This is a genomic window from Mycobacterium sp., assembly GCF_004298145.1.
In the GTDB taxonomy this organism is placed as follows: domain Bacteria; phylum Actinomycetota; class Actinomycetes; order Mycobacteriales; family Mycobacteriaceae; genus Mycobacterium.
Map to the genome: position 1 here is coordinate 53,282 of NZ_SCRH01000039.1, position 19,474 is coordinate 72,755.

15 protein-coding genes and 1 pseudogene are annotated in these 19,474 nt (G+C 67.7%); 8 read left to right on the forward strand and 8 right to left on the reverse strand.

Features of this window, described 5'->3' with window-relative positions; all coding sequences use genetic code 11:
• Positions 1-163 precede the first annotated feature (163 nt).
• Entirely contained in the window at positions 164-1,741 is a 1,578-nt protein-coding gene (locus EPN51_RS15640) for a hypothetical protein (protein WP_293044173.1), read from the forward strand.
• 59 nt (positions 1,742-1,800) lie between these two features.
• Here EPN51_RS15640 and EPN51_RS15645 read toward each other — a convergent pair whose 3' ends face one another.
• The 3 genes from EPN51_RS15645 to EPN51_RS15655 all read right to left on the reverse strand — a co-directional run bounded on the left by EPN51_RS15645 (position 1,801) and on the right by EPN51_RS15655 (position 7,717).
• Entirely contained in the window at positions 1,801-3,222 is a 1,422-nt protein-coding gene (locus EPN51_RS15645) for an MFS transporter (RefSeq protein ID WP_293044175.1), read from the reverse strand.
• A gap of 57 nt (positions 3,223-3,279) precedes the next feature.
• Positions 3,280-5,451, reverse strand: a complete 2,172-nt coding sequence (gene uvrB / locus EPN51_RS15650; RefSeq protein WP_293044176.1) for an excinuclease ABC subunit UvrB — start codon at positions 5,449-5,451, stop codon at positions 3,280-3,282.
• A 202-nt stretch (positions 5,452-5,653) separates the two neighbouring features.
• Positions 5,654-7,717, reverse strand: a complete 2,064-nt coding sequence (locus tag EPN51_RS15655; RefSeq protein ID WP_293044178.1) for a serine/threonine-protein kinase — start codon at positions 7,715-7,717, stop codon at positions 5,654-5,656.
• A gap of 153 nt (positions 7,718-7,870) precedes the next feature.
• Here EPN51_RS15655 and EPN51_RS15660 point away from each other — a divergent pair, with 153 nt between their 5' ends.
• Entirely contained in the window at positions 7,871-10,504 is a 2,634-nt protein-coding gene (locus EPN51_RS15660; RefSeq protein WP_293044180.1) for an ATP-binding cassette domain-containing protein, read from the forward strand.
• 96 nt (positions 10,505-10,600) lie between these two features.
• Complete coding sequence (locus EPN51_RS15665) at positions 10,601-11,050, forward strand: DUF402 domain-containing protein (protein WP_293044182.1); 450 nt, start codon at positions 10,601-10,603, stop codon at positions 11,048-11,050.
• Here the strand turns inward: EPN51_RS15665 and EPN51_RS15670 are convergent.
• The 3 genes from EPN51_RS15670 to EPN51_RS15680 form a co-directional block, all read right to left on the reverse strand.
• Positions 11,031-11,729 carry an anti-sigma factor gene (locus EPN51_RS15670; protein WP_293044184.1) on the reverse strand — a complete coding sequence of 233 codons (699 nt, stop codon included), beginning with the start codon at positions 11,727-11,729 and terminating at the stop codon, positions 11,031-11,033. The two genes, EPN51_RS15665 and EPN51_RS15670, sit on opposite strands and share 20 nt — an antisense overlap.
• On the reverse strand, positions 11,726-12,289 hold the full coding sequence (gene sigK, locus EPN51_RS15675; protein WP_293044186.1) for an ECF RNA polymerase sigma factor SigK: 564 nt from the start codon (positions 12,287-12,289) through the stop codon (positions 11,726-11,728). Before sigK ends, EPN51_RS15670 begins: the two co-directional genes overlap by 4 nt.
• A 155-nt stretch (positions 12,290-12,444) precedes the next feature.
• Positions 12,445-12,696 (reverse strand): hypothetical protein, encoded by a 252-nt coding sequence (locus tag EPN51_RS15680; RefSeq protein WP_293044351.1) that lies wholly within the window; start codon positions 12,694-12,696, stop codon positions 12,445-12,447.
• On the opposite strand from EPN51_RS15680, the gene EPN51_RS15685 reads away from it, so the two are divergent.
• The 5 genes and pseudogenes from EPN51_RS15685 to EPN51_RS15705 all read left to right on the forward strand — a co-directional run bounded on the left by EPN51_RS15685 (position 12,668) and on the right by EPN51_RS15705 (position 16,584).
• Positions 12,668-13,204: a fasciclin domain-containing protein gene (locus EPN51_RS15685; protein WP_293044340.1), complete on the forward strand. Its 537-nt coding sequence runs from the start codon at positions 12,668-12,670 to the stop codon at positions 13,202-13,204. The two genes, EPN51_RS15680 and EPN51_RS15685, sit on opposite strands and share 29 nt — an antisense overlap.
• Before the next feature lie 124 nt (positions 13,205-13,328).
• Positions 13,329-15,044 (forward strand): cytochrome c biogenesis protein DipZ, encoded by a 1,716-nt coding sequence (locus EPN51_RS15690; protein WP_293044188.1) that lies wholly within the window; start codon positions 13,329-13,331, stop codon positions 15,042-15,044.
• A gap of 101 nt (positions 15,045-15,145) precedes the next feature.
• A complete protein-coding gene (locus tag EPN51_RS15695) occupies positions 15,146-15,730 on the forward strand; it encodes a fasciclin domain-containing protein (protein WP_293044190.1) in 585 nt (194 codons plus the stop codon).
• Between the two features lie 51 nt (positions 15,731-15,781).
• Positions 15,782-16,029: pseudogene (locus tag EPN51_RS29035) on the forward strand (ATP-dependent DNA ligase); the annotation flags it as partial.
• Between the two features lie 141 nt (positions 16,030-16,170).
• Positions 16,171-16,584: a hypothetical protein gene (locus tag EPN51_RS15705; RefSeq protein WP_293044194.1), complete on the forward strand. Its 414-nt coding sequence runs from the start codon at positions 16,171-16,173 to the stop codon at positions 16,582-16,584.
• A gap of 149 nt (positions 16,585-16,733) precedes the next feature.
• Here the strand turns inward: EPN51_RS15705 and coaE are convergent, their stop codons facing one another.
• A complete protein-coding gene (gene coaE, locus EPN51_RS15710) occupies positions 16,734-17,948 on the reverse strand; it encodes a dephospho-CoA kinase (RefSeq protein WP_293044196.1) in 1,215 nt (404 codons plus the stop codon).
• An 18-nt stretch (positions 17,949-17,966) separates the two neighbouring features.
• Positions 17,967-19,409: a 30S ribosomal protein S1 gene (gene rpsA / locus EPN51_RS15715; protein ID WP_293044198.1), complete on the reverse strand. Its 1,443-nt coding sequence runs from the start codon at positions 19,407-19,409 to the stop codon at positions 17,967-17,969.
• Positions 19,410-19,474 lie beyond the last annotated feature (65 nt).

A 19,474-nucleotide genomic window follows, 5' to 3' on the forward strand; every position in this document is an offset into this window, starting at 1 on the left:
ACCGAACCGACAATATCGAGAATGACAAAACAATCAGCTGCTCGGGGTGACGACGGAAAGCATTGCATTATGCGGCTTTTCGCGAATATGGGCGGGAACCGCGAATGCGTCGGGTGCTGTTTGTGACCGGTTCGACCGACCGGGTCCTACAGTAACAAGCATCATGTCCATGCCCACCCTCGAGCCGATTTTCCAGCCGCGCGCCGGGGATGTCGTCGACGAGCCCGTAGCCGCGCGCCCGCGCGGCAGATTGCTCGACCCGTGGGCGATCGCCCTGTTCGCCACCGTGGTCAGCGCGGCGTGGGCCTGCCGGCCGTCGCTGTGGTTCGACGAGGGGGCCACGATCTCGGCTGCGGCGAGCCGGACGTTGCCCGAGCTGTGGCGGCTGCTGGGCCACATCGACGCCGTACACGGGGCGTATTACCTGGTGATGCACGGTTGGTTCGCGCTGTTTCCGCCAACCGAGTTCTTTTCCCGGTTCCCCAGCGCCCTGGCCGTGGGCGCCGCCGCCGCCGGGGTCACGGTGTTCACCAAGCAGTTCGCGACGCGGCCGACAGCGGTGTGCGCGGGTGCCGTTTTCGCCATCCTGCCCCGCACGACGTGGGCGGGGATGGAAGCGCGTTCGTACGCCTTCGTGGCGGCCGCGTCCGTTTGGCTGACGGTGTTGTTCGTCGCCGCCGTCCGGCGCAACAGGCCGCGCTGGTGGGTTTGGTACGCGCTGGGATTGATGCTGTCGATCCTGCTCAACCTCAACCTGGTCCTGCTGGTGCCGGTCTATGGCGCGATGCTGCCGCTCCTGGTCCCCGCGGGCTCCCGCCGGTCTCCGGTCTTGTGGTGGGCCGCCAGTTCGGCCGTCGCGGTCGGGGCCATGACGCCGTTCCTCCTGTTTGCCCATGGCCAGGTGTGGCAGGTCAACTGGATCTACCCGGTGAGCTGGCATTACGCATTCGACATCGTCCTGCGGCAGTATTTCGACCACAGCGTCGGCTTCGCCATCCTGAGCGCCGTGCTGATCGTCGCGGCGGTCGTGACCCGGCTGGTCGGTGTGCCCGCCGGCGACCTGCGCCGGTTGTTGACGATCTGTGCGGCGTGGATGGTCATCCCGACCGCGGTGATCGTCATCTATTCGGCCGTCAACGAACCGATCTACTACCCGCGCTATCTGATCTTCACCGCGCCCGCGATGGCCGTCGTCCTGGCCGTCTGCATCGTCACGCTCGCCCGCCGGCCCTGGCCCATCGCCGGCGCGGTGCTGTTGTTCGGCATCGCCGCGATGCCGAACTACCTGTTCATCCAGCGCTGGCCGTATGCCAAAGAGGGGTGGGATTACAGCCAGGTCGCCGATCTGATCAGCTCGCACGCCGCCCCCGGCGACTGTCTGATGGTGGACAACACCGTGCCCTGGAGGCCCGGGCCGATCCGCGCGCTGTTGGCCACCCGGCCGGCCGCCTTCCGGTCGCTGATCGACGTCGAACGCGGCGTCTACGGCCCGAAGGTCGGATCGCTGTGGGACGGCCACGTCGCCGTATGGCTGACCACGGCCAAAATCAACAAATGCTCCACAATCTGGACCATTACCAATAAAGACAACTCATTGCCCGACCATCAATCGGGACAACGGCTGCCGCCCGGAAGCGCATTCGGGCGCGCCCCGGCATACCGATTCCCGGGCTACCTCGGCTTCCACATTGTCGAGCGTTGGCAATTCCATTACTCGCAGGTCGTCAAGTCCACGCGGTAATCGCGTACGGGCGCCATGACCGACCGCGCAGGGCGCCCGACGCTGGACGGCCCGGCCGCTCAGGCCACGTTGGCGACCGGCTGCGCCTGGCGCGTGGCGCGGGTCGCGGCGTACGACACCGCCACACCGGCGGCGCTCAACGCGGTGAACACCGTGAACAGCAGGTGAGCCGCCACGTCCTCGCCACCGGTGGCCGTGTTGACGACGACACCGGCCAGCCCGGCGCCGATCGCCGCGGAGGTCAGCTGGACGGTGTTGATCGCCGCCGAAGCGGCGCCGCCCTCGGCCGGGTCGTTGACGCAGGCCATCGCGCGGGCCGACAGGTGCGGCCAGGCCATCCCGATCCCGGTGCCGGCGACCAGCAGCGCCACCGCCCACAACGCGGCGGTCAAGGCGGACCCGGCACCGTGCCGGGCCACGGCACCCAGCGCCAGGCCGGACGCGGCCACCAGCGGCGCCACCATGACCACCCGCCCGATCGTTCGCGGGTTTTCCAGCGACGCGCTGACGATTTCGCTGACCGTCCAGCCGACGGCGAGCGCCGCGCCCAGGAAGCCGGCCGCGATCGGCGTCAGGTGGGCCAACCGTTGCCCGAACAGCGGCACGTAGGTGTTCACCATCGCGGCGCCCATCAGGACGCCCATGGTGAGGTAGATCCATTTCAACGGCCCCGGAGAGAACACGCTGGGCGGCAGGATGGCCGCGTGCATGCGCCAGTCGACGATCACGAACAGGCCGACCAGCGCGATGCCGGCCGCGAGCAACCCATACGTCGCGACGGTGTTGCGCGGAATCTGCGCGACGCTGACCGCCAACGCGGCGGCACCGATGATCAGCAGCGACCAGACGGGCACCTTCATCCTGGGGATGCCGTTCGTCGGGTCGTTGACACGGGCCAGCGCGACCGGCACCAGCAGGGCCATCAAGGCGGTCAGAACGGCCATCACGACAAAAGCCCACCGCCAAATCCCGAGCTGTGCGAACAGGCCGCCCGTCGTGGGCCCCACCACGGTCGCGACTCCCCACATCGCCGACACGAGCGCCGAGCCCCGCGTCCACAGCCAGCGGGGCAGGGCGGAGTTGATCACGGCGTAGCCCAGCCCGGCCAGCAGGCCGCCGGCCACCCCCTGCATCGCGCGCCCGGCGATCAAAACGTGCATGTTGGGCGCCGCACCGCAAACCAGGCTGGCGACGCCGAACACGGCGAGTCCGGACAAATATGACGACCGCGCCCCGATGCGCAGCAGCATCGGATTGACCATCGTCGCCGCGACCACCGACCCGACCAGATACAACGTCGTCACCCAGGCATAGAGCCGACTTCCGCCGATTTCGGAGATGGTGTTGGGCAACAAGCTGGTGGTCAGGAACTCGTTTGTGGCGTACAGCGCTACTCCGCCGGCCAGCAGGATTGACGTCCTCAGATACCTGGCGCCCAGCAGCTCTCGCCAGCCGCCGGTGATAGTCGCCGCGTCGGTCACCCCTCTACCGTATGGGGTGGCGCGGGGGTAGCCGCCGGAGATCGGTTGCCAGCAAACTCATTTCAGGCCGGCGGCGTCCATCCCGCGCAGTTCCTTCTTGAGGTCGGCGATCTCGTCCCGGAACCGCGCGGCCAGCTCGAACTGCAAGTCACGGGCCGCGGCCATCATCTGCGCGGTGAGGTCCTTGATCAGGTCGGCCAGTTCGGCGCGGGGCATGCCGGCCGTATCGCGGCCCTCGAACACACCGGCGCTGACCGCGCGGCCCGGCTCGCCCTGCGCGCGCCTGCCGCGGGACGCGTTGCGCCCTGACCCGCCGATCTCCACCGTTTCGCTGTCGTCCGCCTCGCGATAGACCTGGTCGAGGATGTCGGCGATCTTCTTGCGCAGCGGTTGCGGGTCGATGCCGTGGGCCTCGTTGTACGCGACCTGCTTCGCCCGGCGCCGTTCGGTCTCGTCGATGGCCTCCTTCATCGACTCGGTGATCCTGTCGGCGTACATGTGCACTTCGCCGGAGACGTTGCGGGCCGCGCGCCCGATGGTTTGGATGAGGCTGCGCGACGACCGCAGGAAGCCCTCTTTGTCGGCATCCAGGATCGCGACCAGCGACACCTCGGGCAGGTCTAGACCCTCACGCAGCAGGTTGATGCCGACCAGCACGTCGTACTCACCGAGCCGCAGCTGGCGCAGCAGTTCCACCCGCCGCAGCGTGTCGACCTCCGAGTGCAGATAGCGCACCCGGATTCCCATCTCGAGCAGGTAGTCGGTGAGGTCTTCGGCCATCTTCTTGGTCAGCGTCGTGACCAGCACCCGCTGGTCGGCCTCGGTGCGCTTCCGGATCTCGCCGATCAGGTCGTCGATCTGCCCCTTGGTCGGCTTGACCACCACTTTCGGGTCCACCAAGCCGGTGGGCCGGATGACCTGCTCGACGAACTCGCCGCCGGATTGGCTGAGTTCGTAGGGGCCGGGGGTGGCCGACAGGTACACCGTCTGTCCGATGCGGTCGGCGAACTCCTCCCAGGTCAGCGGGCGGTTGTCGCACGCCGACGGCAACCGGAACCCGTATTCGACCAGGTTGCGTTTGCGCGACATGTCGCCCTCGTACATGCCGCCGATCTGCGGAACGGTGACGTGCGACTCGTCGATGACCATCAGGAAGTCTTCCGGGAAGTAGTCGAGCAGGGTCGCCGGCGGCGAGCCCGCCCCCCGGCCGTCGATGTGGCGCGAATAGTTCTCGATCCCCGAGCAGAACCCGACCTGGCGCATCATCTCGATGTCGTAGTTGGTGCGCATCCGCAGCCGCTGCGCCTCGAGCAGCTTGCCCTGGCCCTCCAGCTCGGCCAGGCGGGCGGCCAGTTCCTCCTCGATCGTCGAGATGGCGTGGGCCATCCGCTCGGGGCCCGCCACGTAGTGGGTGGCCGGGAAGATACGCAGCGAGTCCACCTGCCGGATCACGTCGCCGGTCAGCGGATGCAGGTAATAGAGCGCCTCGATCTCGTCGCCGAAGAACTCGATGCGCACCGCCAGCTCTTCGTAGGACGGGATGATCTCCACCGTGTCACCGCGCACCCGGAACGAGCCGCGGGTGAAGGACAGGTCGTTGCGGGAGTACTGGACGTCGACCAGCAGCCGCAGCAGCCCGTCGCGGGGCACGTCGGTGCCGACCCGCAGCTCCACCGAGCGGTCCAGGTACGACTGCGGCGTGCCCAGGCCGTAGATGCACGACACCGACGCCACCACGACCACGTCGCGGCGTGACAGCAGCGACGACGTCGCGGAGTGCCTCAGGCGCTCCACGTCGTCGTTGATCGAGCTGTCCTTTTCGATGTAGGTGTCGGTCTGAGCGATGTACGCCTCGGGCTGGTAGTAGTCGTAGTACGAGACGAAGTACTCAACAGCGTTGTGCGGCAACATCTCTCGAAGCTCATTGGCCAGCTGGGCGGCCAGCGTCTTGTTGGGCGCCATCACCAGGGTGGGCCGCTGCAGCCGCTCGATGAGCCAGGCGGTGGTGGCCGACTTCCCGGTGCCCGTGGCACCGAGCAGCACCACGTCGCGCTCCCCCGCGCCGATCCGGCGCTCCAGCTCCTCGATGGCCGCCGGCTGGTCCCCGGCGGGATCGTGGGGGCTGACCACTTCGAAGCGGCCGCCGACGCGCACCAACCCCTCCACGGCCTCTTCGGCTGGGCGATATTCCGAATGGGCGACTACCGGATGTTCCGTGGCGAATGCCATACCACCAGGGTAGAGCCGATCACCGACAAGCGTCCCGGAGCTGGTCTCCGTTCGTCGTCGTCGCCTGACCTTGCCCCATCCGGCACGGGAGTACCGGGCCTGAAAGGACAACGCGCTTCCCGAACGTGCTAGCGGATGCGCCAGCGGATCCGAAACTCACCTATCGGTACCCGGAGGCCGGCTCCCGAGTGACCGTCCTCGGCTATCCCGCGGGACGCGTCCACGTCCGGGTGACCGGATCGCATTGCAGCAGGTAGCCGTCGCTGGAGGTACTCATGGCGAACACCGAGGTGCCCGGCCGGTCGCACGAGCCACCGGCGGCGTGCACGCCCATCGTGATCGGGGCCTTGGCCCAGCTGCCGCCTTCGCACACGATCTGCTCGTTGTTGGTCGGGTCATAGGCGACCTTGCCGACATCGCCGCACAGCCCGCCGAGCACCGGCGGCGCCGGCGCGGACGCGGTGGTCGAGGTGTTGACGACCTGGGCGGGATCCCCCAGCGCCACCCCCGCCGGGGCGGCGCCGGCCCGGGTGGCCACCACGGGCACCCGCACCACCGCCCCCTGGGCGCCGCACTCGTTGCTCAGCACGGTCTCGGTCTCCGTACCGCGCAGCGTGCCGTCGGCCTGCGGCGCCAGCGACCGGGCGATGGTTTCCTGCTGGGTGGCCGGGATCTGTCCGCTCGGCGGGGTGCAGCCCACTCGCAGCTGCTCGGGTGCCCCCTGCCAGTAGCCACCCACATAGCGCAGGGTGTCGGACTGGCCCGTGCCGGCCAGTTGGTGGGTGGCATCGTCCAGCTGGGTCCCGGTGGCCGCGCACCCGTTGGTCGTGCAGGCCGACCGGAACGCCCACCAGCCGGTGGTGGCTCCGCCGTGCCGGATGCCGATGCCGTTGGTTGTCCGCTTCGTTTGGTCGTAGTCCAGCCGGTAGGTCCCACTGAGCGCCGGTCCGCCCGCGGTGGGCGCGGCGCTTGGGGCGGGGACGGACGGTTTGGACGCGAGCGCGGGGTTGGCCGGCGGCGTGGTGGGCTCGAACGAGTACAGGATCGACCAGGTTGCCGCGACGGCGACGAGCACCGCGCACACCAGCGCGGTAGCCCATCGGGTTTTCGACGAAAACCGCCGGTTCACGGCGGCAAGGGCGCCGCCGGGTCCGCGCCGGCGGCGCGACGTCGACCCGGCGGTGCCGGACCCGGCGCCGCCGCCGGCGTCGGCGTCGGAGAACTGCTCGCTGACGGCCGTGGCGAACGCACGGCACCGCCCGAACCTGTCCTCGGGCCGTTTCGCGAGTGCCTTTGAAAACACGTCGTCGAGCTCCGCCAGGTCCGGCCGAAAATCGCTGAGCCGGGGCGGTTCCTCGTGCAGGTGCTGACTGATCACGGCGATCGGGTTGGAATGCCGGAACGGCGGCGCACCGGTGAGCAGATGGAAAGCCGTTGCCGCCAAAGCATATTGGTCCGCCCGCCCGTCAATGGGAGAACCCGCCAGCTGTTCGGGCGCGGCGTAGGCCACGGTTCCCACCGCGACATTGGTTTCGGTGATCCCACTGATGTCACCGAGGTGACGCGCGACACCGAAGTCCGCCAACAGGATTCGGCGCTCTCCGGCTTCAGGATGGGTGAGCAGGATGTTAGCGGGCTTGACGTCGCGGTGCAGCAGGCCTCGGTCATGCGCGTAGTCCAGCGCGCCCGCGACCGCGTGCACGATGGCGCACACCTCGCGGATCGGCATGCCCTCGGTGTAGCCCTCCTTGACCAGCCGCGAGGCATCGGTGCCCTCGACATAGTCCATCGAAATCCACAGGTGCCCGTTGAACGCGCCGCGGTCGTGGACACCGACGATGTGCGGGTGCCACAGCGTCGCCGCGAGATCGGCCTCACGGTTGAACCTTTCGCGAAACTCGGGATCGGCCGTCACCGCCTCGGCGAGGACTTTTATCACGTCGCGCCGCGGCAGCCGGGGATGCAAAGCCAGGTAGACCTCGGCCATGCCGCCGGCCCCCAGCCGCCGCAAGATGGCGTACCCGGCGAATGATGCGCCATTCCCTACCGCGAGCTGCAACACACTGGACCCGCTGTCCCGTTGTGCCGCTTCAGGTTCCGCGTTCGGTGTGGAATCCACCGGTGGTATCCGGCGAAACAGCTGTCCGATGGGCATGGCGGGCAGCGAATGAAAGCCCGCGCGCAAGGCGTCACGGGCCTGGCGCGGGTTGCTCAGCAGTCCGCGCCCGGCGCTGATGCGCCGGGTCGTTCGCTTGTGCTCATCCATCAATGCTTTGGCCCCCTCGCTCGAATAATGCCCCACGCCAGTGGGCGATTCGCCTCAGGCGGCTATGAAAGCGCTATGAATAGCCAAGCCGAAAACAAAGGGAAGTCACAGCCGGATCCCATAGAGCCACCGCCGGCACGGGCCGATACTTGAGTGGTGACTCGACCCGCCCCGCCTCTCCTGACAATTCGGCACGACGGGTCCCAACGATCATTCGCGGCCGGATGCGAAGTGGTCGTCGGACGCGACGTGCAGGCCGATGTGCGGATTGCCGATCTGCGAATCTCGCGCGCGCATCTGATACTGCGTTTCGATCAAGGTCGATGGCTGGCAATCGACAACGGCTCGCTGAACGGGACGTATCTCAACGGCTACCGGATGCCGGTCATCGATATCCACGACGGCCAGAGCATCCACGTCGGAAACCCGCGAGGCCCGCATCTGACTTTCGCGATCGGGCCCCAGCAGGGCCACGCGGGCCACCCGGCCCGGACCCGGCCGAGCCACGATTCCGGACCGCCGACCCTGACGTGGAACGCGCTCGGCGAGCAAACGAACCCGACGCGTCGACCCCCACCCGCCCGGCGGCGTCCACACGGCGCGCGGCCTCGCCCGGCACCGCCACCGCGCGTAGCACCGTCGCGAATGCGCGGCGCACCGCCGGAGGAGCTAACCGTCATCGACCCCGGCTCGTCGGCCCGGCTGCAGGTCGTAACGCCCGCCGCACACGTGGCGCAGCCCCAGCCCTCCCCCACGCCGGCAACGGAATTCACGGTGATCGATGCCAAGACGGCCGACGTGTCGAACCTGGCGACGCGCTTTGTGCGATTGCTCTCGCCGCGCGCGTCGTCGGCCGCGGGCACGGCCGGCGCCATGACGATCGGGCGCGCCGCCGAAAACGACATCGTCGTCCCCGACGTGTTGGCGTCGCGTCAGCATGCGACCTTGGTGCCCACGCCGCTGGGCAGCGAGATCCGGGACAACAGCGTCAACGGAACGTTCGTCAACGGCACCCGGGTCGGTTCGGCCATCCTGTCCGAGGACGACGTCGTCACTATCGGGAACGTCGACCTGGTGTTCCGTGACCGCATGCTCACCCAGCGCAGCGAGGCCGCGCCGCGCACCGGCGGCCTCGAGGTGCGCAACATCGAATACGTCGTCGACAACGGCAAGCAGTTGCTCGACGACATCTCGCTGATCGCACGGCCTGGGACGCTGACCGCCGTGATCGGCGGGTCGGGCGCCGGAAAGACCACTTTGGCCAGGCTCATCGCCGGCTACACCACACCCAGCTCGGGTTCAGTTACGTTCGAGGGACACAACATTCACGCCGAGTACGCGTCACTGCGCAGCAGGATCGGCATGGTGCCGCAAGACGACGTGGTGCATCGGCAGCTGACCGTCAACCAGGCACTGGGCTACGCCGCCGAGCTGCGGCTGCCGCCCGACACCGGCAAGGTGGACCGCGCCACGGTCGTCACCCAGGTGCTCGAGGAACTCGACCTGACCAAGCACGCCGACACCCGCGTCGACAAGCTGTCCGGCGGGCAGCGCAAACGCGCCTCGGTGGCACTCGAACTGTTGACCGGGCCGTCGCTGCTGATCCTCGATGAGCCCACCTCGGGCCTGGACCCCGCGCTGGACCTGCAGGTCATGACGATGCTGCGCCAGCTCGCCGACGCCGGCCGTGTCGTCCTGGTGGTGACGCACTCGCTGTCCTATCTGGACGTCTGCGACCAGGTGCTGCTGATGGCCCCCGGCGGCAAGACGGCCTACTGTGGCTCGCCCGAGCAGATCGGCGACGCGATGGGAACCACCAACTGGGCCAAGATCTTCACCCAGGTCGGCGCCGACCCCGAAGAAGCCAACCGCCGCTTTCGGGAACGGAGCGCGGCCCGCAAGCTCATGCCGGACAAGACCGACAAGCCGAGCGGGCTCGGTGACCCGGTACACACCAGCGTGCGGCGCCAGATTTCGACGATCGCCCGGCGGCAGTTTCGCCTCGTCATCGCTGACCGCGCCTATTTCATCTTCCTGGCGCTGCTGCCGTTCATTTTGGGTTCGCTGTCCCTGACCGTCCCGGGCAGCAACGGATTTCATGTGCCCGGCCCGAATGCGGGGACACCCGACGAAGCCGCACAGATACTCGCCCTGCTCATGCCGGCCGCGGCATTCATGGGCACCGCGTTGACAATTCGCGACCTGGTCGGCGAACGCGTCATCTTCCAGCGTGAGCAAGCGGTGGGCCTGTCGACCACCGCCTACCTGCTCGCCAAGGGCGCGGTGTTCTGCGGGTTCGCCATCCTGCAGTCCGCGATCGTCACCGCAATCGTGGTGGGCGGCAAGGGCGCGCCGACGCGCGGCGCGATTCTGCTGGGCCACTCGACCGCCGGGGCCACCTTCGAACTGTGCGCCACCGTCGCGGCGACGTGTGTCGCCTCGGCCATACTGGGCCTGGCCATCTCGTCGCTGGTGCGGTCCAGCGAGCAGATCATGCCGCTGTTCGTGGTGACGGTGATGGCGCAGCTGGTGCTGTGCGGTGGCATGGTGCCGGTGACCGGCCGGCTCGGCCTGAACCAGCTGTCGTGGGCGATGCCGGCGCGCTGGGGCTACGCCGCCGCGGCGTCGACGGTGGACCTGCGGCACCTGGTGCCCGATTCGCTGCTGTCCCAGGACCGGTTCTGGCAGCATACGGCGAGGATCTGGCTGCTCGACATGGGCATGCTGGCGGCCTTGTCGCTGTTCTACGCCGGGTTTGTGCGGTGGAAGATCCGGTTGCGCCGGTAGAGTGGCATCTCATCCGGGAGGAAAAGCGAGATCCATCCACCGAAGCACGAGACGTTCGACCTGCCGGGCCGCACCAACACCGATCCCAAGGGCATCGTGCGGTCCGTGGACCAGTATGCCGTGCATCCCTGGGGTCTCTACGTCGCCCGTCCGACTCCCGGCCGCGCCCAGTTCCACTACCTCGAGTCGTGGCTGCTGCCCTCGTTGGGCCTGCGCGCCACGGTCTTTCACTTCAACCCGGGGCACGAACGCGACCATGACTTCTACCTGGATGTGGGCGAATACACCCCCGGTCCCGAAGTCTGGCGGTCCGAGGATCATTACCTGGACATCGAGGTCCGCACCGGCGCCCGAGCGGAACTGGCCGATATCGACGAGTTGCTCGACGCCGTCCGGCACGGCCTGCTGACTCCCGACGTCGCGGAACTTGCGGTGCGGCGCGCCGTGGCCGCCGTGGATGGGTTGGCCCGCAACGGTTATGACCTGTCGCGGTGGCTTGCCGGCGGCGGCATGGAGCTCACCTGGCTCAGCTCAACGGAAGTTTGAGAAACGGTGTGGTCGTGGGCTGGGCGGAGCCTTGCCCGGGTTCGGCCGTGATCGCCAGCGCGGTGCTGTGCCCGAGGTTGGGCAGTATGGCGGTGGTGGACGGCTTGACGGTGTCGGCACCCATGGTGCCCGCCGGTCGTGGCCCGTTCTGGTCGATCAGCCACATCTCGTAGACGGTGTCGGGGAGAGGCGGGGCGACGTTGTTCAGCACGACCACCGCCGCGTTCCGTTGCCGCGAGAACACGACGGTCGCAATGCCGCCGGCTGGAAGCTCCGCGGTCGCGGTGTGAACGTCTGCCGCGGCAAAGACGGCTTCCGCCGTCGACGTCGTCGGGCTCGGGCGCAGCGCCACGGTGACACCGGTAGCGATCACGGCAGCAACCACGGCGGCGGCAGCCGCCAATAGCGCTGTGCGCCAACGGGTCCGGCGGGAGCGATCGGATTCGACGGCCGCCAACACGTTGGTGCGCAGTCTCGGGTGCGGCTCCAGCTCGGTGTGCGCCGACACGACAGCCATGGTCTCGCGGACCGCCCGCACTTCGGCATGAAAAGCCTCGGCGACCGACGGTGGCGCAGCGGCCACCCGCTGTTCGATATCTGCGCGTTCGCCGTCGGAGACGGCATCCAGCGCGTAGGCGGCGACCAGCTCGAGCAGGGTGAAATCGGATGGGTCGGTCATGGCACATCCAAACAACGACGGAGTTTGCGCAACGCATCCCGGATCCGTGATTTGATCGTCGACGGGTTCTGCGCGAGCCGCTCGGCGACCTGAGCATAGGTCAGGCCCTGGTAGTAGGCCAATTCGATGCATTGACGCTGGGCGTCGGTCAACCCCTGTAGGCATTCGACGACCCGATCGCGCTCGTCGCGGGCCATGGCGGCGTCGGCGACGACGTCGCGGTCGCGCTCGACATCGCCGGCGCCGTAGCGTGATTCGCGGTCCGTCGCCGCCTGTTCGGCCCGGACCCGATCGACGGCCCGGCGGTGCGCCAGCGACAGGATCCAGGCCACCGCACTTCCCGCTGCGGGATCATAGGCTCGGGCGTTGCGCCACAACTGCAGATAGATTTCCTGGGTTGTCTCCTCGCTGTATCCGGGATCGCGCAGGACCCGGAACACCAAGCCGAACACCCGGGCGCGGGTCTGGTCATAGAGCTGCGCGAACGCGTCGACGTCCTGTTCCGCGACCCGGCGCAGCAACGTATCGAGCTCGCCGCCGATGCGCGCCGAACTACCCATGGCGCGATAGCGTAACGAGTCGCGCCGCCCCGCCCGCACGCGCGCCGACCCTCCGGCTGCGACGACCTGCATTACAGGTATTCGGGGCCGACCCAGTTGCGGACGTCGTGAGAAACCGATTCGAGGGCACGTGCGGTCCGTCAGCGCACGTCAATTCATTTCCGTCCAAGGCCCACCCGTCTCCGAATGACTGCTGTCCGGCCGAAATCCGGCGGCGCAAGGCCGCCCACGACGAAGGAGTCGAACGCAATGACGAACGCTCGATCAAGGACGGTAGCGGCCACGGGGCTGGCGGCGACCGCACTGTTAGTCGGCTTGTCAGGATGTTCCAGCAACAACTCGGCGTCTGGGCCGACGACCGGCACCCCGGCCGGCAGCATGGCCGCGCCCGCCACGACATCGGGCACCGCCGACCCTGCCGCTGACCTGGTCGGCCCGGGTTGTGGGGACTACGCGACGCGGAACCCCACCGGCCCGGGCTCGGTGGCAGGGATGGCGCAGGACCCGGTCGCCACCGCGGCGTCGAACAACCCGATGCTCACCACGTTGACGTCGGCCCTGTCGGGCAAGCTCAACCCGGACGTGAACCTCGTCGACACGCTCAACAACGGCCAGTACACAGTGTTCGCGCCGACGAACGCCGCATTCGACAAACTTCCCGCGGCGACCCTGGACAAGCTGAAGACCGACGCGCCGATGCTCAAGAGCATCTTGACCTATCACGTCGTGCAGGGACAGACGAGTCCGAACAAGATCGATGGCAGCCATGCGACCCTGCAGGGCGCCGGTGTGCACGTGACCGGCCAGGGCAATGCCCTCAAGGTCAACGACGCTGGTCTGGTGTGCGGAGGGGTGCACACCGCCAACGCGACGGTGTACATGATCGACACCGTGCTGATGCCGCCGGCCCAGTAGGTCCTGCGGCGCATCGGCCAAAGGCAGTCGGGCCAGACCGGCCCGGCTGTCTTTGCGTGTGCCCGCCGCGCGGGCCCATCAGGATCGATACGATCCATGACCGGAACGGCTGCGAATAACACTCATGTTGACTCTCGCGCTGATCGGCTTTGTCGGAGGTTTGATCACCGGCGTGTCGCCGTGCATTCTGCCGGTGCTGCCGGTGATCTTTTTCTCCGGCGCCCAGGGCGCCGGCGGTGACGCGGCGGCAGCCAAACGTGCGCTGTCACAACAGTTACGGCCCTATCGGGTGATCTGCGGTCTCGTGCTCAGCTTCAGCCTGGTCACCCTGATCGGATCGTCACTGCTGTCGCTGCTGGGCCTGCCGCAGGACGCCATCCGCTGGGTAGCGCTGGCGGCCCTGGTCGCAATCGGGTTGGGCCTGATCTTCCCCAAGGTCGGGCACCTCCTGGAGCGCCCGTTCGCGCGCATCCCGCAGAAGCGTTTCGGCCATCGCGGCAACGGTTTCGGTGTCGGCCTGGCGCTGGGAGTGCTCTACGTTCCCTGCGCCGGACCCGTACTGGCCGCCATCGTGGTGGCCGGGGCCACCGCCTCGATCGGGCCGGGCACGGTCGTGCTGACATGCGCCTTCGCGATCGGCGCCGCGCTGCCGCTGCTGTTCTTCGCCCTGGCGGGTCGGCAGGTGGCGCAACGGGTGACCGCCTTCCGGCGCCGGCAGCGCCAGATCCGCATCACCGCAGGGATAGTCACGATCGTGCTCGCGGTGGCGCTCGTGTTCAATGTGCCCGCTTTGGTGCAGCAGACCATTCCCGATTACACCACCGGGCTGCAGGACAAACTCGCCGGCGATCGTCGGGTCCGGGAAAAGCTCAACCTGGGCGGCATCGTCAACGATCAGAACGCGCAGCTGTCCAACTGCAGCAACGGCGGCCCGGAACTCGAAAACTGCGGCCCGGCACCCGATCTCAAGGGCATCGCCGGCTGGCTGAACACCCCCGGCGATATACCGATCGACCTGAAATCGCTGCGCGGCAAGGTCGTGTTGATCGACTTCTGGGCGTACTCATGCATCAACTGTCAGCGCGCGATCCCCCACGTCGTCGGCTGGCACAACGCCTACCACGACGACAACTTCGAAGTCATCGGCGTGCACACCCCCGAGTACGCGTTCGAAAAAGTGCCGGGCAACGTCGCCCAGGGCGCCGCCGAACTCGGCGTCAAATATCCGATCGCGCTCGACAACGGTTATTCGACCTGGACCAACTACCGCAATCGGTATTGGCCTGCGGAGTACCTGATCGACGCGAACGGAACGGTGCGCCACATCAAGTTCGGCGAGGGCGACTACAGCGTCACCGAGGGGTTGATCCGGCAGTTGATCTCCCGTGCCGACCCCGGGGCTTCGCTGCCCCCGCCGGTGGACACCGCCGAGCTCCCGCCGGCAGGCCGGACCACACCCGAGACGTACCTGGCGGTCGGCAAGGTCGTCAATTACGGCGGCAACGGCCAATACGACGAGGGCTCAGCAACATTCGACTATCCCCGGGCCCTCGCCGCCGACAGCTTCGCGCTGCGCGGGCCGTGGACGCTCGACTACCAGGGTGCGACCGCCGACGGCGACCAGTCCAGCATCAAACTCAACTACCACGCCAGAAACGTCTATATCGTCGCCGGCGGCACCGGGACCGTCACGGTGATGCGCGACGGTCGTTCCACCGCGCTGCCGATCAGCGGGCCGCCGACGTCACACCAGATCGTCGGCGACGACCATCCCGAAACCGCCACCCTCGAGGTACACCCCGGCAAAGGGCTGCGGGTGTATTCGTTCACCTACGGCTGATCACCACCAGTCGCGGCAGAGGGCAATCCAGCGCCGCCACGGCTCCGAATCCCCCGTACGGCGGCCGACGATGGGCGCCGACGAACCGGAGGAGCAAGGCGATGAAACTGGACAAAAATGCAATGGCGGCAACGGGGCTTGCCGCGGTGACCATGATGGGTTTCGCAATCACCACATCCCCGGTGGCCGCGGCCGCTGACCTGGTGGGACCGGGATGCGCCGCCTATGCGAGCGCACACCCCAACGGCCCCGCCTCGGTGCAGGGAATGTCGCAGGTGCCCGTGGCGGTGGCGGCCTCCAACAACCCGATCCTCACGACGCTGACCTCTGCGGTTTCCGGCCAACTCAACCCGCAGGTGAATCTCGTGGACACCCTCAACAACGGTCAGTACACGGTGTTCGCGCCAACCGACGAGGCATTCAACAAGCTGCCGCCGTCGACGATCGACCAGCTGAAAACCGACTCCGCGATGCTGAACACGATCTTGACCTACCACGTCGTGCAAGGCCAGCTCAGCCCGGCGAAGGTGATCGGGAATCACCGCACTCTGCAGGGCGGCGATCTGACCGTCAACGGTCAGGGAAACAACCTGACCGTCAACAACGCCGGCGTGGTCTGCGGCGGGGTGACGACCGCCAACGCGACGGTCTACATGATCGACACCGTCTTGATGCCACCGGCGTAACGGCTCGTCCTCCGTCCCGGCAGTGTCTGGCCACAAGCCCTGGGGCGGCCCGAGTACCGGTTCTCAAATCCGCACGGGATCTTCGGGCGCACGTTCGCCGGCAGGCGCTGCCCGGCGTTCCGCGGCGGCGATCGGGTACGGCTACTGTCGCGAAATCGTCAGGCGCTCAACCGAACCTATCCAGAACCGGTGGATGTGCTTGCCGCCCAGCCCGTCGCCCGCTTCGCCCTGGACGGCGAGGTGGTGGCCTTCGAGGGCGCCGCGCCAGCTTTGCCCGGCTGCCGGCACGGCTGGGCGTCGCCGGTGCGTGCGTTCTGCCACGCTGCACCGCCTGCGCTAGCGGCGGTCGGTGGGCGAGTGAAATGCGCCGGTGTCCGCGCTGCCGGCCGTAGCGCAAACCATCTGGTTCGCACATGGCGCTGGCTGTAATGTCACCGGCTATGAGCTGCAAAGGTCGCACGCTCCTGCCCATCGCCGCGGTGACGGTGATCGCGGCCGGCGCCCAGTTGAATCCGGCGACGGCGGGGGCGGATCTGCACAACATCGTCTATCGGGCCAGGATCGACGGCGTCACGACGGGCAGTCAGGCCACGTTCGTGATCAACGGCGGCCAGACGAACACGGCCGGACTGAGCTCGATGCCCGGCAATGCATTCGAAGCCGACACGGTGTTGCCCGATCCGCAGCAGGCCGGCATGCGCATCGTGCTGCACTTCCCGTACTCGGCTAACGTGCACTGCGAGATCGACGTGGACGACAACGTTTTCGTCCAGGCTGACCAAATGGTCAGGCCGGTCGCCGGGAACGCCGATCCCAACAACGGCGCGCTGCAGTGCGGGGCGGCCTTGCCTTAAGCGCGGCGAAGCCGGGCGCAGCGGGTCGCCACCATCGTGCCCGTGGCGATCGCCAGCGCGGCGAAGCCGCGCGCAGCGGGTCGCCACCATCGTGCCCGTGGCGATCGCCAGCGCGGCGAAGCCGCGCGCAGCGGGTCGCCACCATCGTGCTAGGGCTTCCAGCCCGTCGCGTCGGCCCACTTCCAGGCCCGACGGTAGGCGTCGCGGAACCACGGCTCTTTGACGGCGACATAGGCCGCCGTGTCCCCGCCGCCCTCCTTTTCGGCTGCGCGCTTGACGTTCAGGTACTCGGCGCGCGCATCGGAGTCGGCCGTCAGCCAGTCGACGAACAGCAGGGCGAATTGCTGATTGGGCCAGCCGTCCACCCGGATATGCACGTTGGTGGGCCGGCCGGGATCCGCCGAGGCGTGAATTCGCTTGGACCATAGCGCCGGATCGTCATCGCGGTCGTAGCGGTCGACGGTGCTGCGGGCATCCCGCATGGCGACGTCCTCGGTGACGTGCTCGATGCGCGGGTAACCGGCGGACAACAACGCCTCGGCGAGTTCGTCGGCGACGGCAAGGGATTCGACGGTGATCTGAACGTCGATGACATCCTTGGCGGCAAAGTCCGGCACGGCGGTCGAACCGACGTGGTCGACCCGCAGCGCCCTGTGCCCGCAGGTTGTCTTCAGGCGGTTCAGGATTCGCTGCGCCTGGTCCGGCCAGCTCGGGTCGGGCGGCACCAACCGGGCGGGCGCCCGGGCGGTCTGACGTGTGCTCAGGTTGTGGGCGAAAGGCACGATCCGGTTGTCCCACACGTCCTGGGCCCGTTGCACCAATTCCGCCGGGCTGCCCGAGTTGTCCAGCCAGATGTCGGCGACCGCACGGCGCTGGTCGTCGCTCGCCTGCGCGGCGATCCTGGCGCGGGCATCGTCTTCGGCCATGCCGCGCTGGTCGACCAGCCGTCGCAGCCGCACCTCGACGTCGGCGTACACGATGACCACGAGCGGGAACAGCGGCGCCATCCCGGACTCCACCAGCAGCGGAATGTCCTCGACCACCACCGAATCCGCGGACACAGACGCGATGATCTCCGAGCGGCGCTTGCCCACCAGCGGATGAACGATCCCGTTGAGCGTTTGGCGCGCATCGTCGTCGCGAAAGGCCTTGGCGGCCAAGGCCGGGCGATCCAGCGATCCGTCCGGCAGCAGGATGTCGTCACCGAACGCCGCGACGAGCGCCGCCAGCCCTTCGGTGCCCGGTTGGACCACCTCACGCGCGATGACGTCCCCGTCGACGATGACGGCGCCGTGTTGCGCGAACGTGGAGGACAGCGCCGACTTGCCGGCGCCGATGCCACCGGTCAACCCGATACGCAGCATGGCGTGGTCAGGAAGGGATCACGCGTTGCCGGCGAGTTTCTCCCGCAGCGCGGCCAATTGGGCATCGCTGGCCAGCGATCCGCCCGCCTTCTCCGGAGGCGCACCGTTGCCCGGCGACTGCTCGCCCGCGGCGTGCCCGGCCGCCTCGGCCGCGGCGAACTTCTCCATCTGCGCGGTATGCATCTTGTGCCGGCGCTCGGCCTCGGCGTAGCGGGCCTCCCACTCGGTGCGCTGCTTGTCGAATCCCTCGAGCCATTCATTGGTTTCGGAGTCGAAGCCCTCGGGGAAGATGTAGTTGCCCTGCTCGTCGTAGCTGTCGGCCATGCCGTACTTCGCCGGGTCGAACTCGTCGGTGTAGTCCTCGTTGGCCTGCTTGAGCGACAACGAGATCCGGCGGCGCTCCAGGTCGATGTCGATGACCTTGACCATCGCGTCGTCGCCGACCGCAACCACCTGGTCGGGCACCTCGACATGGCGCTCGGCCAGCTCCGAGATGTGCACCAGACCCTCGATGCCCTCCTCGACGCGGACGAACGCACCGAACGGCACCAGCTTGGTGACCTTGCCGGGAACGATCTGGCCGATGGCGTGCGTGCGGGCGAAGTGCCGCCACGGGTCTTCCTGAGTCGCCTTCAGCGACAACGAAACCCGCTCGCGGTCCATGTCGACGTCGAGCACCTCGACGGTGACCTCGTCACCGACCTGGACCACCTCGGACGGGTGGTCGATGTGCTTCCAGGACAGCTCGGAGACGTGCACCAGACCGTCCACACCGCCCAGATCGACGAACGCGCCGAAGTTGACGATGGAGGAGACGACACCCTTGCGGATGGCGCCCTTCTGCAGCTGGTTGAGGAACTCGCTGCGCACCTCGGACTGGGTCTGCTCCAGCCACGCCCGGCGCGACAGCACCACGTTGTTGCGGTTCTTGTCCAGCTCGATGATCTTGGCCTCGATCTCCTTGCCGATGTACGGCTGCAGATCGCGGACCCGACGCATCTCGACCAGCGACGCGGGCAGGAAGCCACGCAAGCCGATGTCGAGGATCAGGCCACCCTTGACCACCTCGATGACGGTGCCCTTGACGGCCTCGTCCTTCTCCTTGAGCGCCTCGATGGTGCCCCAGGCGCGCTCGTACTGCGCGCGCTTCTTGGACAGGATCAGGCGGCCCTCTTTGTCCTCCTTGGTGAGAACGAGAGCCTCGACCTCATCACCGACGGAAACGACCTCGCTGGGGTCGACATCGTGCTTGATGGAGAGCTCGCGGGCGGGGATGACGCCCTCGGTCTTGTAGCCGATGTCGAGGAGCACCTCGTCCCGGTCCACTTTGACGATTGTGCCTTCGACGATGTCGCCATCGTTGAAGTACTTGATCGTTTTGTCTATTGCGGCGAGAAAGTCCTCGCTGGAGCCAATGTCGTTGACGGCTACTTGGGGCGAGGTGACGGCGGGACTCGGCATATTGTTGGGTTGCTCCGGACAGGTTTGGTCGTAGGGACAATTGGGATTTACCCATCGAGGCTACT

Coding starts and splice junctions, on each gene's coding strand:
- EPN51_RS15670 (WP_293044184.1), bottom strand. CDS start 11,729: ATGACCGACCCATCCGATTTCACCCTGCTCGAGCTGGTCGCCGCCTAC.
- EPN51_RS15640 (WP_293044173.1), top strand. CDS start 164: ATGTCCATGCCCACCCTCGAGCCGATTTTCCAGCCGCGCGCCGGGGAT.
- EPN51_RS15690 (WP_293044188.1), top strand. CDS start 13,329: ATGTTGACTCTCGCGCTGATCGGCTTTGTCGGAGGTTTGATCACCGGC.
- sigK (WP_293044186.1), bottom strand. CDS start 12,289: ATGGGTAGTTCGGCGCGCATCGGCGGCGAGCTCGATACGTTGCTGCGC.
- EPN51_RS15705 (WP_293044194.1), top strand. CDS start 16,171: ATGAGCTGCAAAGGTCGCACGCTCCTGCCCATCGCCGCGGTGACGGTG.
- uvrB (WP_293044176.1), bottom strand. CDS start 5,451: ATGGCATTCGCCACGGAACATCCGGTAGTCGCCCATTCGGAATATCGC.
- EPN51_RS15695 (WP_293044190.1), top strand. CDS start 15,146: ATGAAACTGGACAAAAATGCAATGGCGGCAACGGGGCTTGCCGCGGTG.
- EPN51_RS15655 (WP_293044178.1), bottom strand. CDS start 7,717: ATGGATGAGCACAAGCGAACGACCCGGCGCATCAGCGCCGGGCGCGGA.
- rpsA (WP_293044198.1), bottom strand. CDS start 19,409: ATGCCGAGTCCCGCCGTCACCTCGCCCCAAGTAGCCGTCAACGACATT.
- coaE (WP_293044196.1), bottom strand. CDS start 17,948: ATGCTGCGTATCGGGTTGACCGGTGGCATCGGCGCCGGCAAGTCGGCG.
- EPN51_RS15685 (WP_293044340.1), top strand. CDS start 12,668: ATGGCCGCGCCCGCCACGACATCGGGCACCGCCGACCCTGCCGCTGAC.